This is a genomic window from Nitrobacter sp. Nb-311A (assembly GCF_000152905.1).
Taxonomy (GTDB): Bacteria; Pseudomonadota; Alphaproteobacteria; order Rhizobiales; family Xanthobacteraceae; genus Nitrobacter.
Window position 1 is genome coordinate 11,794 of the sequence record NZ_AAMY01000008.1, and the last position, 13,792, is coordinate 25,585.

Sequence of the window (13,792 nt, forward strand, 5' to 3'; positions counted from 1 at the left end):
CGGATCTCGTGGCCGCTTTGCGAGAGGGTCGGATTCGTTCTTGAGAACGAAGGGGAGTCAAACGGAGAACTCTCGGCATAACCACCAGCATCGCGCCGGAGTCCTACGCAGGGTAGCTTATGACCGCTCCTCGGCGCTCCGCAGAGAGCGTCATCTGAGCCTCAACAATCTTGCCGGGTCCGAGTATATGCCGCACCGGAATCTGACGTGAGATGAGGTAGTCGGCGATAATTCGGCGGTGACATCGCCACCAAACGGCTTCCGCACACATGATCGCGGTCAATTCGTGCTGACTCGTTTCAATGATACGTTCCAGGCCGGCTAGGAAGGCCTCGCTCATCGCGTAATCGGCGTAGTTGTGAAAGCTTTGATTTTCCCAGAACGCGTTGATCTCTTGAGCAATCATCTTGCTCTTTCCTCGGTGGCCGCCCAACGCGGCGCAATAGACATATCCGATCTGGAGGCTTTCCAGAGCATCCGAGAGAGGCTCGCGGTTGAAATGCGGAAACCTATGCGACGATGGCGAGCTTCGGACGTCAACCAATGTGCAAATTTCCGCAGCAATCAAGAGCTTGGCAAACTCGTCGATGGTTCGGGTGGAATGTCCAACGGTGTAAACGGGATTCGTCACGCTTGCCAACCGCGCCCCGCTGAGAAAAGTTCCTCGCCTTCTGCCCCGACGTTGCTGTCGAACCAAGGGGGTCGCGTCGGCGCGCATGCGAGAAGTTGCGTCTTCGCCGTCACGGTCCGGGTTGGTCGTGCTGATCGAGCTGTTGCTTGTGGCAATTCTTCCGGGAGCCGTCTGAAGTTTCAGCTGTACGAGCCCGCATTAGCGAAGCGCGCTTACGCAAGACTCCTATTTTACCCGACCGACCATTACATTTTCCGCGTCGCATGTGGAGTATCGCGATGGCATACCGCAGTCCGAAAGATTTGGCCGATCGGACGATGAAGCGGCTGCTGAGCGCGGATTAAGAGCGTTCGGCCCCAAAAAGGAGACCCGCCAGTTTCCCGGCGGGTCAAGTCTTGGGGTCGAGCTCCGGACAGGCTGATGACCCGTCCGGGGCGGATAATGCCTGCGGGAGATGACCCAGTCAGACTAAACTGTGTGCACAAAAATCCCGCTGAACATGGCGGGATGAGGTTTGATGCTGATCGAAAGGATCGGCAGCAGCGGCTTCTTCGGTAATCGCGTAAACCAAACCCCGCGCTCCGCCGGTTTTCTTATGAGAAAAAGGCCGCCCGTTGGGCGGCCTTCTGTAAGGTGGATGGGACTGCACGACGCTATTAAGTGCCGCCGCTGTAACCAACTTTTTCCTGCCCCTGCGATTTGTTGTCCGGATTATCTTCCTTTACGGCCTTCCTGATTTCGGCCTTTCGGATGTCTTCATTCTGCTGTTGCTGAACTCGCGGCCTCTCGCCTCTGTTCTGTCGTTGGTCGGGATTTTTTTGGTTTATGGTCATTTGGTCCGGATATCCAGGATCCGGATTTGGCCCACCGGCGGGAGCCGAGTTGCTGGACGGCCGCATATTATCGGGAGCGGGCGGTGGATGGCGACCGCGCGGGTCCTGGTATACGTCTTTGCCTACACTGGGACGCGTTTCAGATCGTAGCTCATCGAGAGCTCCTTTCATTCTGTTTTCCGCGGGATGTAGACCAACCGACGTGCTTCCGACACGTTCCGAAAGAACTGCTGTTCCTTCGTTACAGTTGGTTCACCTTTCGTATTGTGACGCAGCTGCGTTGCCGGCTTAGTTGATCGCTTCGGCATTCTGCAGCCACGAAATGAGCGCATGAAAAAGCCCCGCCGGCGAGAGAACCGGCAGGACTCAAAATGGATGCAGCTCAATCGTCGTCGTGGTCGTTCACCGGCTCGTCCGTCTCGCAGACTTCCATGGTCTTCATGCCGGCCTCGGCTTCGGTCCGGGTGCCGAAGATGCCGTGGTCGACGATGCTCGTCGTAACGGTTGGCTTCTGGTCCACGATGGTGCACCGCTTGGTCGCCGGATCGCGCACCGCGTAGTATTCCTCATGAACTGTCGCCGTTTGCGCCAGCGCCGACGTGGTCGCCAATGCCGCGCTACCCAGCGGCGAAACTTCAATTTCGGGGGCTTCGTCAATCATGCGTCGAACTCTATTGCTTGCGCGCCTTCAGCCCCAGCTCGACCAGGCGGATGGATTCGGAGCGGGAAACATCGTTTATTTGTCGTCCAAGCATCTACCGCCTTGGTGGTCTCAGGCGTCAGCCTGGCTGGAATGTTTTCCGTATAGGCAACGCCAGGGGGGCGACCTCGCGTTTTTTGTGGACAGTTTTTTTCTTGCTTTGCCATGATTATTAGCCGGGGCAAGGCTGTCACCTCGCACCCCGGCCAATGGCTCAGGCTACCCAACGACATACCACAAAACGGTCTTCAGCGGCTCAGATCATCAGCGAGTGCAAGCCGTCCGCGTTGCCAACGTTCCCGCCGAGCCACGGTGACGCCGATGCTGCTCGCTAGAATAGCGCCGCGTTACATCAGCCCGATCTTTTCGAAGAAGGCTTTGTTTCGAAGCTTGGCCGAATCCAGCACGTCCTTAAAGGACGAGATCTCGATGAAAATGTTGAAGGCGTCGTCCCAGCGGTAATAGGTGCCTGACCCGACTTTCTGATGGAACGGCCCCAATGCCTTCATGACCGTCCGGAGCGAGGGCGTTACGTCGGCGATGACGTGGCAAACAAATGGAGTTGTTTCGGCAATTTGACGAAGCGGAGTGCCATCGTATTTGATGGCCTCGCCAGACTTTCTCATATCATCGACGTATTTTCTCACTTGAGTGATCGGATTTTTCTCAAGGGTGTAATCATCTCTTTTTGGGCGCTTGAACTCAATGATCGTGATCGGCTGCGACTGGTCGATATTCTGGAATCCAAGGCTAACGTCGAAAACCGAGATATCGGGGCGATCAACAGGGTTGGCGGGGTTGGCGATTTGGGTCTTCATTTGTTTATCGGAATTGAAATATGAGAAGAAGGCGAGACGGTCGTCGACAATCCAGAGATTGTGATCTTCATAATCAAGTTCTTCTGACGTCGATCGCAGCGGGCACACGATGTCATGAACAACGTCTTCATAGTCCGAAAGTTTGGCCTGGATATCAGTGTATTTGAGGCTCTCCTCAAAGACTTCCAAGATCATTTTGCGCTTCATGACGTACTCGGCCAGCGAAGAGACCGATTCACTCTGAAGCCCGGCCACATATTCTTGAGCTTTGGCCGTGATGTCCGGCAATTTCTTCTTAACGGACGTCAGGAATGCCTTTTTGCGCCGTTTGTATTGCCGAAGCGATTGCCGTGAAAGTTCGACGAATACATCCTCTTCCTTCTGCATAGAGAGGTGCAGATTGTTGGCGAACTCCTTGCTGTCGCGTGCAACACTTAGAAATCGAGGATGTTCGACCCTCAATGATGCGACAACTTTCTCCTGCCGCTCGCGAATATCCGTGATCTCCGGCGCCAGGAACTCCCTAGCTTTCGCCTTGGCAGCGTTGACGATTATTTCGAGATCATCGTCAGAGAGCGAAAATTCAGTGCGGGTGTCATTGGCCGTGTCATTCAAAATCTCAGACTCAACGTAACTGAGATAGGCATATTTATCGTCGATTGCTCTCATGCCCAGAACCGCATCCAGCTCGTAGCGTTTAACCGCCCGGCCGTTAGCACCCAGATACAAGGCGTTCGTGCTGTTCTCGTCGTCTGAAATCGACTTGGGAAGAAGAAAGCAATGGCAGACAAACTCAAACTCTCCTGTCGAGAGTGTCAGCACAAATCTGAAATCTTGATCGCGTTCAGTAACCGATGTGAATTGATCGAACAGATCGATGCTTTTGGCGCCGTCGATAATCTCGATCTTTGGCTGACTGATATTCACGAAATAGCTGATGAAATGGGCAAGCACGCGGCTAGCGATCGTTGCGACCTTTCGCGGGATCGGTCTCGCGTAGGTGTCCTTATAGGGAAACAGTTCGATGGTCGTTCCGATATGTTCGACCGCCGCGCCATCGGAGTACTCAATATTCCGAATAGGGTCGTCGAGGCAGAAGTCGAAGACCACACGGCTTACGCCCTGTGCGTCAGAGAAGAGGCTTTCAATTCGAACAGAGTCGACGACTTTCAACCATAAAAGCCGCCCGACGCCTTTGCCGCCTATGGACGCCTTCTTTTGAGAGTCCATTTTGACAAACGAATCGAGGTTTTGCTGATTGAATCCGATTCCGTTGTCGCTGACTGTGAAGCCTGTACAGTCCCCATCCCCAGTCCGGATGACTGTAACACGAACATTCCCCGACGAAATCTGGTCGCGACCGAAACGCTCCTCGATCGCCTGAATCGAATTCATGATCGCTTCGAAAAGCGGAAACAGGGAGTTCTTCTGGTTGGGAGCCAGAGATATGTTGGCGATTCTTCCAGCCGGATCGTTCCGCCAGTTGTTACTGGTCCCAACAATTGCATCCATAAGTTACAGCCCCCGCGAAGGACACGGAGTATATCGCGTGACCACACTGGGGCAATGCGGGCTTAGCCGAAGATACAATGCTAATGCGAGATCCGAGGGCAGCGGCTTGCTCTTCTTGGCGTTCGCCGTCGATACGAAAACCGGGGCGATTCGCTAACAGGGGGGCAAACAATGTCTTGAGAACAGTATCACGCCGCCTCCAAACAAGGGCGGTAAAGACCTGCCACAAGCTTTTCGGCCGAAGTCATAAGATGCGAAATCTCAGGATCGTTCGGATAGGCACGAACGGCTTCAAACATTTGAGGATACTCGAAGACCTTGCCGGCGTAGTAAGCGTCGGCGCGCTTGATCTCCTCCCACTCCAGAGCCGATAGGGTAACCAATTCGTGGAGATCATGCATGGCGCGCCCGAAGAGATTCGAACTCCTGACCCCCAGATTCGTAGTCTGGTGCCGGTCCGAGATCGCCGACATCAAATCCAAGAAACGCGCAACAAGATTGCTAAGAAAGGACTGGCTTTGCTGTGGCAACGGAGCGTTACTACGGCTGTTATAGCGAGCGAATAGGCTCGTCAGGATCCTGACCCGCCGGCCTTGGCCATTGCGGGGCCGCGGCGGTGGGGCGCGATGGATGCCCCGCAATGTCGGAGATCCCCATGACGAAGGCCAAAGCAAAGCAGCCAGCCGCGACCAGGCAACCTGCCTCAAAATTAGCCGCGACCCGATCGGCCAAAGCCAAACGAGTTGGCACTAAGATAAAGAGGCCGGCGGCATCGAAGGCATCGCCGACTGCTGGCTCATCCGCCTTGCCAACCAAAGCATCGGAAGCTCGCACTGATTCCAAGCAAGCTCGAGTGCTCGCTCTGCTGCGATCGCCAGACGGTTGCACGATCGACGCCATCGCAAAGGCGACGGGTTGGCAGTCGCATTCGGTGCGCGGCTTCTTTGCCCGTGTCGTTCGCAAGAAGCTGAAGCTCAATCTTGAGTCCGAACTGGTTGACGAGGTCCGGCGCTATCGCATCAAACCTGCAGCGGATGAGGTCGGCAAATCGGCTACGGCCGCCTGATCGATGGCGCCGCGCAGACAATCACGTCGCACCGTCGATGCAGCCTCTCTTGAGATCGAAATCGAGCGTCTCCGTGATCTCGATCTCAAGGCCCTTCGTCTCCGTTGGCAGGGCGTGGCGGGTCGCTCAGCTCCCGTTCACCTGCCCAAACATCTGTTGTTCGCCATGCTCGCCTATCGCATTCAGGCCGATGCCTTCGGCGACCTCGATGCGGGGATGGTACAGATCTTGAAGACTGTCGTAGGATCAGAGGGATCGGCTGCAATCACCAGGCTGACCGACAAGGTCGATCAGCGCAACCAGGAGCTCACGCCGGGCGCCATCCTGACCCGCGAATGGAAGGGCCGTGACCATCGGGTCATGGTGCTCGCCGATGGCTTTGGGTTTGAGGGCAAAACCTATGACAGCCTGTCCAAGGTCGCCCTTGCCATCACCGGGACCAGATGGAACGGGCCGAGGTTCTTTGGCCTGCGAGCTGCAACTGCGAAGCCGCAATGACGTCTGGTAAATCGGTGTCTGGCAAATCCGTCCGGTGTGCGATCTATACCCGGGTTTCGACCGATGCCGGGCTCGATCAGGAATTCAACTCGCTCGATGCTCAATACGATGCATCCGAGGCCTATATCCGTAGTCAGACGCATGCGGGCTGGACGCTGATCAGGGCGCGCTATGACGATGGCGGGTTTTCGGGCGGATCAACCGACCGCCCTGCCCTGCAAAAGCTACTCGACGATGTCCGGGCCCGCAAAATCAATGTCATCGTTGTCTATAAAGTCGACCGCCTGACACGCTCTCTGGCCGACTTCGCCAAGTTGGTTGAGCTGTTCGATGCTCATAACGTGTCATTTGTCTCGGTGACCCAGCAGTTCAACACCACAACATCGATGGGCCGTTTGACCCTGAATGTTCTTCTGTCCTTCGCCCAGTTCGAGCGCGAGGTCACTGCCGAGCGCATCCGCGACAAGATCGCCGCCTCCAAGCGCAAGGGCCTCTGGGTTGGAGGCATTGTGCCGCTCGGTTACGCGCTGAGCGATGGCAAGCTCTCCATTCACCCAAACGAGGCAAAAACCGTTCGGCTCATATTCGAGCGCTACCTTGAACTAGGAAGCGTCAATCGCCTGGTCGCCGATCTCAAGAGCAAGGGACTGACCTCCAAGGTCCGCAAGCTCTCGACCGGTGCCGTCAGGGGCGGCGTTCCCTTCACCCAGGGGCCGCTGTTCTACATGCTGCGCAACCGGTTCTATATCGGCGAAGTGGCATTCAAGGGTGAGGTGCTGCCCGGGCCGCAACCGCCTTTGCTCGAGCGATCCCTGTTCGAGGCCGTCCAGGCGAAACTGACCGAACAATGGTCTCATCGGACCAGAGCCAGGCAAAAATCCAAAGCACTTCTCTCCGGATTGCTGTTCGACGGAACTTAGGGCCATCGCAGAGGCTACCCGGCGCGGTCCTAATAGGAAGTGGCCCTCGTACCGTTGCTTGAGCTTCTGGGCCGATCTTGCCGACCGCCTTGACCGTATCGCGGCGGAGGCGTGGTCATGAGCGAACAGCGCAAAAACGTTCGCGAGATGCTGGAACTGAAGTCCGGCGCATTCATACGGACGCGCGAAATTAAGGACGCGGCCACGGCCAATAGCGCCTTAGCGGTCGTGAAAATGGAATTGAAGGAGGCTCTCTGCGGATTGTCTCCGCTGTTCACAAAGGAGGTGCTGCTGGCGGTCTGCATGGCGGTGATGGACGAGGACGACGACCCCGACGGCCCGCAGACAAAACTCTATTGTGATCACAGCGACGAGCAGGCCGAGGCGTTGGCCAATGGGGCGACGCCATGAAGCGCACCGCCTCAAAGGTCATTGTCGACCTTGCTGTCTACGAGGGCCGCCAGCTTCTAGGCCACGTCCTCGAAATGGACGACGGGGAGCACCAGGCCGTCACTGTAGACGGTGAGATCATCGGCTCATTCCGATCCCGCATTGAGGCCTCCAAGGCCATCAGTGGGGTGGCGGCATGAAGGCCAAACCCGACGTCATCGGCAGCTACACCGTAGCGTGCGACAACCAGATCGTCGGCTTCATCGTTGCCTTGGATGACGGCACCTTTCGGGCCGTTGACTCGGATGGAGAGACCCTTGGCACGTTCAGGAAGCTGAAGGTCGCGTATCGGCGCGTCGCAGCGTTGCTGGTCGCCTGATCATGGTCCCTTCCCTGGAATCAATGGCAGCGAGGGCCGGAGGCCGCGTTATGCGCGGTCGGAAGGCGTATGTCGCCGCGCCGTTCCCGGGGAAGAAGAAGACCGACCGCAGCGTCCACATCTGGGACAATGGCGACGATATCGGGATCAAGGTGTTCCGCGACAACGTCGATGAGATTGCCTTGAAGGACCACTACCGCCGTCTGTTCGGCATGCCCGCGTGGCAGCCCAGGCGCCGGAAGCCTCGCAAGCCCAAAGCCGTTCCGTTTGCCGTCAGGAACCACTTCTTTGGCGAAACGCTGGCCGTGTGTCGCTTCCGCAAGAAGATAACCCCGGACCAGTTCGCGCTACTCATCAACGACCTGCGGCTCCGTGGGGATGCCAGGGACGCCATCAAATACGTCCGCGAGTTCGGTTTGCCGATGTCAGACCTCGAGCAGTGCATGCGCGCGACGCCTCGGCATTACACCGCCGACGAGCGCGCGAAGATCCTCAACCTCACCTATGCGGAGCGGCAGCACCTGGGGTTGCGCCGGACTGGCTCCATTGATCTCGACAAGGCCGGACGCGAGCGTGCCCGGCGAGACCGTTACAACGAGAAGCGACGCGCTATCCGCGCAGGCGCTCGACGTGCTGGCGTCAATAAGACCAGCCAAGTTCAGGGAAGACTACCTAAGAAGAAGGTAGAGGTTAAATCATCAACAATCAGGATCGTTAGTATGGATGATTACCGAGAGGATAGGCCGAAAGAGCAGCCGTTGCCGGCAATTCCGCATGAGCAGCTTGCCGAAATGCGATTACTCGACGAATTGGGCGACGGAGATCCGGATCGAGGCGTTCGAATTGCGATTGCCATGGGCGACGCGAAGTTCTGTTGGCTGCGGCGAGAGTTGATGCGAGGGTCGCTGTACCCGAGCACGATCCGGGCGGCCGCGAGAGGTCGACGGCATGCAGCATGAGGCCCTCCTCCCGCTGGATATTTTGCCCCCGGCCCCGATCCTCGTCGAGAACGACGACGTGATCGTGTTGAAGAACGCTGTGCGGCTTGTTGCTCGGAACGAACGAACGATCCGCCGGTGGTGCCATCGTTACGGTATCGCCCGCCAAGCTGGCCCTGCCGCTCCGCTGGAGATCAGCGCTCCGGCGTTGGTGATGGTCGCACATGGTGACATCGTTGCCTTAGAGCTTCTCCGCTCCGGTGACCGAGAGCATCCCCGCGTGCGCCGCTATTTCGATCACGTCGGCATGTCGGTGCACCGGCCTCGGCCGCTCTAAATGAATGTGTGCCAAGCGTGGCACACTTTCGCAGGCCCCGGTCAGACTATTTATCAAACTTGATAAACATATCCCGCTCCCCCATCCGCCGAACTGCCCTCTGAAAGTTTGCAGAGCTCTGCAAACTCTCCGATGTCGCCCTCTAAATCGTCCGAACGTGTCCACACGTGTCGAGTATGCGCGCCAAAGATGATGTGTTCGATTGTGGCCATGAGCCGTCGGACATCAATCGTCAATCTCTCACTTGCCGGAGCGCGCGTAACAGCGCCATGCCGCGATGCGATCTTCGCCGCCGCTGATCGCGTTGGCGTCGGTGTTTCCGAGTTTTGCATCAGAGCCGCTGCCGAGAAGCTGATCGAAGACGGCGCCGAGATTCCCGGGGTGTTCGAACCCGGCGATGTGGGCGGCATTCGATGAAGATGCCGCGCCTGATCGCCAGGATCTTTCAGCGCAGTTACGAAGGAGCCGCCGGTGGTCGACGCTGGCGCGGTCAGCCGGACATGCCGGTCACCTTGGCCGCGATGAATGCGGCACGCGGCCCTCTCGCTCGACGCGCTCGGTATCTCGCCGCCAACAACGCACTAGCAGCGTCCGGCGTTGAAGCCTGGGTCTCCGCACTGGTCGGCAGCGGAATTAAGCCACAGAGCGGACATGCTGATCCCGCGGTCCGTGGCCGCCTTAATCTCGCGTTCGAAGCCTGGACCGATGATGCCGACGCCGACGGCCTCACCGATTACTACGGACTGCAAGGCGTCCTTGTTCGCCGCATGGTCGTCGACGGTGAATCCTTCGCTCTGAAATTAAACGCCCCCGAGGGCCTGCGGCTTCGCCTGATCGACTCCGATCAGGTCGACGCAAGCTTGAACCGCGAACTGGCGGGCGGTGCGCGGATCATCCAAGGCGTCGAATTCGATACCAGCGGCCGGCGGGTCGCCTATCACATCCTGCCAGACCGATCGGGAGCCCCATTCGCTCAACTGGCGCTGACGCCACGTCGCGTTCCGGCGGAAGATGTCGTGCATATGTTCAGGCCGGAAACGCCCGGACAGGTACGCGGCATCAGCTGGTTTGCGCCGGTGTTGCTCCGCATGGTGGACCTCGATAGTTGGCGCGATGCGCAGCTCGTCAGACAAAAGATCGGGGCTCTGCTCACCGGCTTCATCACCAACGGCGACGGAAGTGGTCAGCCATTCGAAGGCGAGCAGAACGGATCGAACCTGGTCGGAGGTCTGGAACCTGGCACCCTGAAATTCCTCGATCCGGGCCAGAGCGTGACGTTCAGCACGCCGGCCCGCATCGGTACAGAAGTTATTGACTTCGCGAAAATCACCGAACGTGAGATCGCGGTTGGCCTCGGCCTGCCGGCATCGGTACTGACCGGCGACCTATCAGACGTGAATTACAGCAGCATCCGCGCTGGCTTGGTCGAGTGGCGTCGTCGCGTCGAAGCCATCCAGCACAATGTCATTGCGTTTCAGGCTCTCCGCCCAATCTGGCGCCGATGGGCGGCAACCGAAGTCCTGAGCGGTCGCGTGGCGACTACGCTCGATGCCGTGATGCCGGTGAAATTCATCACTCCGAAACAGCAATGGGTGGATCCGTGGAAAGACGTCCAGGCCGAGCTTGATGCCATCGCCGGCGGCCTGATGTCCCGACGCGAGGCAGTCACCTCCCGCGGGGTCGACATCGAGGCGCTCGACGCTGAAGTTGCCGCCGACAATGCCAGGGCCGATGCGCTCGGCTTGACCTTCACCGCACCGACGAAGCCTCAAACAGTGGTGGCCGCATGACGGAAATTCTCACCCGCGAAGCGCCGGTCAAGGCATCGAGCTGGAACGCCGAGCAGCGCACGTTCGACGTCGTGCTCTCGGTCGGCGTCGCGGTGGAGCGTCACGACTTCTCCGGTCCGTACGACGAGATCCTGGACTTGCGCGGCGCAACGGCGCCTTCGCTCTTGCCCCTGCTCGACAGCCACAACCGGTCCGGTCTGGAAGGCCGGCTCGGCGAGGTCAGCAATGTCCGCCTCGAGCGAGGCAAGTTGATCGGCACGGCGCGGCTCTCGGCTCATTCTCCAATGGCACAGCGCATCGCCGCAGAGCTTGGCGACGGAACGAAATACGGCGTCTCGATCGGCTACAGCGTGTCGGCCTGGGCCGAGCAAATGAACCCCACCACCAAACGGCGCGAGAAGCGGGCGACGGCCTTCAACGTGCTCGAAGCTTCACTCGTCGCCGTGCCGGCCGATCAGGCCGCTACAACTCGGAGTCTTCCAATGCCTGAAGCGAACGCAAAAACCGAACCCACGCCGGCGGCGGCCACTGTACCGGCCACGACGGAGCCCACCACCATGACGCGCGCTGCCATTAACGTCGAGATCCGCAGCATCGCTCGCACCGCGGGATTGGATCAGGCATGGATCGATCGGCAGATCGACGCCGACGCCAGTCTCGATCAAGTCCGCGCCGCCGCGTTGTCGGCGATGTCGGAGCGATCGTCCGCAGCGGCTTCAATCCGCAACACGGGCGCCGTCATCATCAACGATCACACCGATCCGGTGGCGATCCGCTCGGCTATGGCCGACGCTCTGGCTCACCGTATCGCACCGGCCGCCTGTAAGCTGGAAGGTCGATCGGTGGAGTTCCGCGGTCACCGTGTGCTGGATATGGTCGGTGACTTGGCCGCCGCTGCCGGCGAGCGCATCAACCTTCGCGACCAGGACGCGCTCCTGCAGCGAGCGGTCGGCGCTCATTCGACCAGCGACTTCCCGCTGTTGCTCGCCGATGCTGCGAACAAGGCGCTGCTCGCCAACTACCAGGTTGCGGCGCCGACCTATAGAAAGTGGGCGGCTCGCAAGCCGTTCTCCGACTTCCGCGATCACAGCTTCCTGCGCGTCGGCGATTTCCCGTCCTTCAAGGAGATCAACGAGGGCGGCGAGGTCAAGTACGGCACGATCAGCGAGAACGCGGAGAAGGTTCGGGCGAAGGAGTATGGTACCGGAATCGCCATCGGCCGCCGCGCGCTGATTAACGACGACCTTTCCGCGCTGTCGGACTTCTCAAGCATGATCGCCACCCGAGCGGCGGCTGACGAGAACGCTAAGGCCTACGCGGTCCTCGCGACCAACGCGGCGCTGTCGGACACGAAGGCGCTCTTCCATACCGATCACGCCAACCTCGCCAGCTCGCCTTCGACGATCGATACGACGAACGTCGCACTGGCGGTGGCGCAGCTTCGGGCACAGACAAGCCTCGATGGCCTGAAGCTCAATTTGCAACCTACCTATCTCATTTGCGGGCCGGCAAAGGAAGTCGCCGCCCGTCAGCTTCTCGCCGCGATCGTGGCCGCCAAGGCGTCGGATGTAAACGTTTGGTCAGGCTTCGCCGAGTTGGTGGTCGACGCGAACATCACCGGGAATGAGTGGTACATCTTCTCCGCTCCCGGTGTCGCGCCGACCGTCATCTACGGCTATGTCGCAGGCTCTGAAGGTCCGCAGGTCCGCACCGAACGTGACTTCGACACTCAGGCGATCAAGGTGGCCGCGTCGCTCGACTTCGCAGTCGGTGCGATTGACTTCCGCGGCGCCGTGAAAAACGCTGGCGCATAGCGATGTCGGTCGACGTCCTCCAGGCGCAGCTTGAGACGCTCCGTAAGGCTCGCGCCTCTGGTGTGCGGCGCGTGGAGGTTCGCTCGGCCGACAGCACCCAGATCGCGGAATACAAATCGGACGCCGAAATGGCCGCCGCGATCTCTGATCTCGAGCGACGGATCGCGGCCATGACCAACACCCGCGTCCGAACGTTCATGCCCTTCACCTCCAAAGGACTCTGACATGAAGAATTTTATCCAACCCGGAGACATCGTCCCGGTGACTGCGCCCGCCGATGTTGCATCCGGTGATCTTGTCGTCGTCGGCACGTTGTTCGGCGTCGCCACCGCCGACGCTGCGAACGGCGCTGTCGTCGAGATCAAAACCACTGGAATATTCGTGCTCCCGAAGACCAGCGCGCAAGCCTGGACGCAAGGCGCGAAGGTTTATTGGGACGCTGGGAATAGCGTTCTAACGACGACCGTCTCGACAAACTTATTTATTGGCAACGCCGTTGAGGGCGCCGACAATCCCTCGGCCACCGGCGTCGTTCGGCTCTCGATCTGACCTGATTTCGCGCGGAGCCTTTCTTGACGGCGACGCAGCCAGTCGAACAACGAAAAGCTGGCCTCCTCTTTCCGCGCGATGGCGTACTCAGTGAGGTCAAGGCCGGCAAGGCTGCAATTCATTCTCACGTGGCAGGATAGTCATGGCTGAAAGCGAAACCAAAGAGCGATTTAGCATCGAACCGGACGGCACGCGGGTTTGCCGCCTGCACGTACCGATGCGGGCGCATGGTGGACGAACCATTGATGTCGTTCGCCTCCGGCCGCCCAAATACAGAGACATCATGAGCTTTGGCGATCCCGCCGCAATGATCGTCTTTAACGGCGCGATCCTCCCGCACGAAGACATGGGGATTATCGAGAAATACCTCAACGCGTTGTTGCTCGATGACAAAGGCGAGGTGATCGATACGGGGCTCCTGGCTCAAGTCGACTACCGGGACGCTCTGGCGCTGAAGGATGCTGTCCTCAGTTTTTTCAAGGCGGCGGCGTAGGAGACATCTTCGACGCCGCTGACATTCTCGTTTTCGATCTCGGTTTCGATCCGTTCTCCGTGCAGGGGATGACCGTCACCGAAATCTTCAACTGGCTTGATCGCGCGATTGCGTTCAGGAAAAG

At 58.8% G+C, this 13,792-nt stretch carries 17 protein-coding genes and 1 pseudogene; 14 read left to right on the forward strand and 4 right to left on the reverse strand.

From position 1 onward, the window contains the following. Positions 1 to 103: 103 nt before the first annotated feature. The 4 genes from NB311A_RS04240 to NB311A_RS20010 form a co-directional block, all read right to left on the reverse strand. The gene (locus NB311A_RS04240; RefSeq protein ID WP_009797221.1) at positions 104 to 631 is read right to left on the reverse strand and encodes a DUF488 family protein; all 528 of its coding nucleotides are present in this window, start codon (positions 629 to 631) and stop codon (positions 104 to 106) included. A gap of 1,215 nt (positions 632 to 1,846) precedes the next feature. Beyond that, entirely contained in the window at positions 1,847 to 2,125 is a 279-nt protein-coding gene (locus tag NB311A_RS04250; RefSeq protein WP_009797224.1) for a hypothetical protein, read from the reverse strand. Between the two features lie 386 nt (positions 2,126 to 2,511). Beyond that, a complete protein-coding gene (locus tag NB311A_RS04260) occupies positions 2,512 to 4,494 on the reverse strand; it encodes an ATP-binding protein (protein WP_009797225.1) in 1,983 nt (660 codons plus the stop codon). 188 nt (positions 4,495 to 4,682) lie between these two features. After that, positions 4,683 to 4,895: a hypothetical protein gene (locus NB311A_RS20010; RefSeq protein ID WP_083780376.1), complete on the reverse strand. Its 213-nt coding sequence runs from the start codon at positions 4,893 to 4,895 to the stop codon at positions 4,683 to 4,685. Between the two features lie 254 nt (positions 4,896 to 5,149). On the opposite strand from NB311A_RS20010, the gene NB311A_RS22870 reads away from it, so the two are divergent. The 14 genes and pseudogenes from NB311A_RS22870 to NB311A_RS04340 all read left to right on the forward strand — a co-directional run bounded on the left by NB311A_RS22870 (position 5,150) and on the right by NB311A_RS04340 (position 13,668). Next, a complete protein-coding gene (locus NB311A_RS22870; RefSeq protein WP_040673943.1) occupies positions 5,150 to 5,560 on the forward strand; it encodes a DUF3489 domain-containing protein in 411 nt (136 codons plus the stop codon). A 3-nt stretch (positions 5,561 to 5,563) separates the two neighbouring features. After that, complete coding sequence (locus NB311A_RS04280; RefSeq protein WP_009797228.1) at positions 5,564 to 6,058, forward strand: DUF2924 domain-containing protein; 495 nt, start codon at positions 5,564 to 5,566, stop codon at positions 6,056 to 6,058. Further along, positions 6,055 to 6,969, forward strand: a pseudogene (locus NB311A_RS04285) (recombinase family protein); the annotation flags it as partial. The gene NB311A_RS04280 and the pseudogene NB311A_RS04285, both read left to right, overlap by 4 nt. A 126-nt stretch (positions 6,970 to 7,095) precedes the next feature. Further along, positions 7,096 to 7,389, forward strand: coding sequence for a hypothetical protein (locus NB311A_RS04290; protein WP_009797230.1), 294 nt, complete (start codon positions 7,096 to 7,098; stop codon positions 7,387 to 7,389). Then, the gene (locus NB311A_RS04295; protein WP_009797231.1) at positions 7,386 to 7,568 is read left to right on the forward strand and encodes a hypothetical protein; all 183 of its coding nucleotides are present in this window, start codon (positions 7,386 to 7,388) and stop codon (positions 7,566 to 7,568) included. Before NB311A_RS04290 ends, NB311A_RS04295 begins: the two co-directional genes overlap by 4 nt. Continuing rightward, positions 7,565 to 7,747, forward strand: a complete 183-nt coding sequence (locus NB311A_RS04300) for a hypothetical protein (RefSeq protein ID WP_009797232.1) — start codon at positions 7,565 to 7,567, stop codon at positions 7,745 to 7,747. The genes NB311A_RS04295 and NB311A_RS04300 overlap by 4 nt, the downstream gene beginning before the upstream one ends. Positions 7,748 to 7,797: 50 nt before the next feature. Continuing rightward, positions 7,798 to 8,706 (forward strand): hypothetical protein, encoded by a 909-nt coding sequence (locus tag NB311A_RS04305; protein ID WP_131522877.1) that lies wholly within the window; start codon positions 7,798 to 7,800, stop codon positions 8,704 to 8,706. After that, positions 8,696 to 9,022 (forward strand): hypothetical protein, encoded by a 327-nt coding sequence (locus NB311A_RS04310; protein ID WP_009797234.1) that lies wholly within the window; start codon positions 8,696 to 8,698, stop codon positions 9,020 to 9,022. The genes NB311A_RS04305 and NB311A_RS04310 overlap by 11 nt, the downstream gene beginning before the upstream one ends. 210 nt (positions 9,023 to 9,232) lie before the next feature. Continuing rightward, complete coding sequence (locus NB311A_RS04315) at positions 9,233 to 9,439, forward strand: hypothetical protein (protein WP_245256924.1); 207 nt, start codon at positions 9,233 to 9,235, stop codon at positions 9,437 to 9,439. Beyond that, positions 9,436 to 10,812, forward strand: a complete 1,377-nt coding sequence (locus NB311A_RS04320) for a phage portal protein (protein WP_009797236.1) — start codon at positions 9,436 to 9,438, stop codon at positions 10,810 to 10,812. The genes NB311A_RS04315 and NB311A_RS04320 overlap by 4 nt, the downstream gene beginning before the upstream one ends. After that, positions 10,809 to 12,626: a prohead protease/major capsid protein fusion protein gene (locus NB311A_RS04325; RefSeq protein WP_009797237.1), complete on the forward strand. Its 1,818-nt coding sequence runs from the start codon at positions 10,809 to 10,811 to the stop codon at positions 12,624 to 12,626. Before NB311A_RS04320 ends, NB311A_RS04325 begins: the two co-directional genes overlap by 4 nt. A 2-nt stretch (positions 12,627 to 12,628) precedes the next feature. Next, the gene (locus tag NB311A_RS04330) at positions 12,629 to 12,850 is read left to right on the forward strand and encodes a phage head-tail joining protein (protein WP_009797238.1); all 222 of its coding nucleotides are present in this window, start codon (positions 12,629 to 12,631) and stop codon (positions 12,848 to 12,850) included. 1 nt (position 12,851) lies between these two features. Next, on the forward strand, positions 12,852 to 13,175 hold the full coding sequence (locus NB311A_RS04335) for a DUF2190 family protein (RefSeq protein WP_009797239.1): 324 nt from the start codon (positions 12,852 to 12,854) through the stop codon (positions 13,173 to 13,175). A 142-nt stretch (positions 13,176 to 13,317) separates the two neighbouring features. Beyond that, positions 13,318 to 13,668, forward strand: coding sequence for a hypothetical protein (locus tag NB311A_RS04340; protein ID WP_009797240.1), 351 nt, complete (start codon positions 13,318 to 13,320; stop codon positions 13,666 to 13,668). Positions 13,669 to 13,792: the final 124 nt, after the last annotated feature.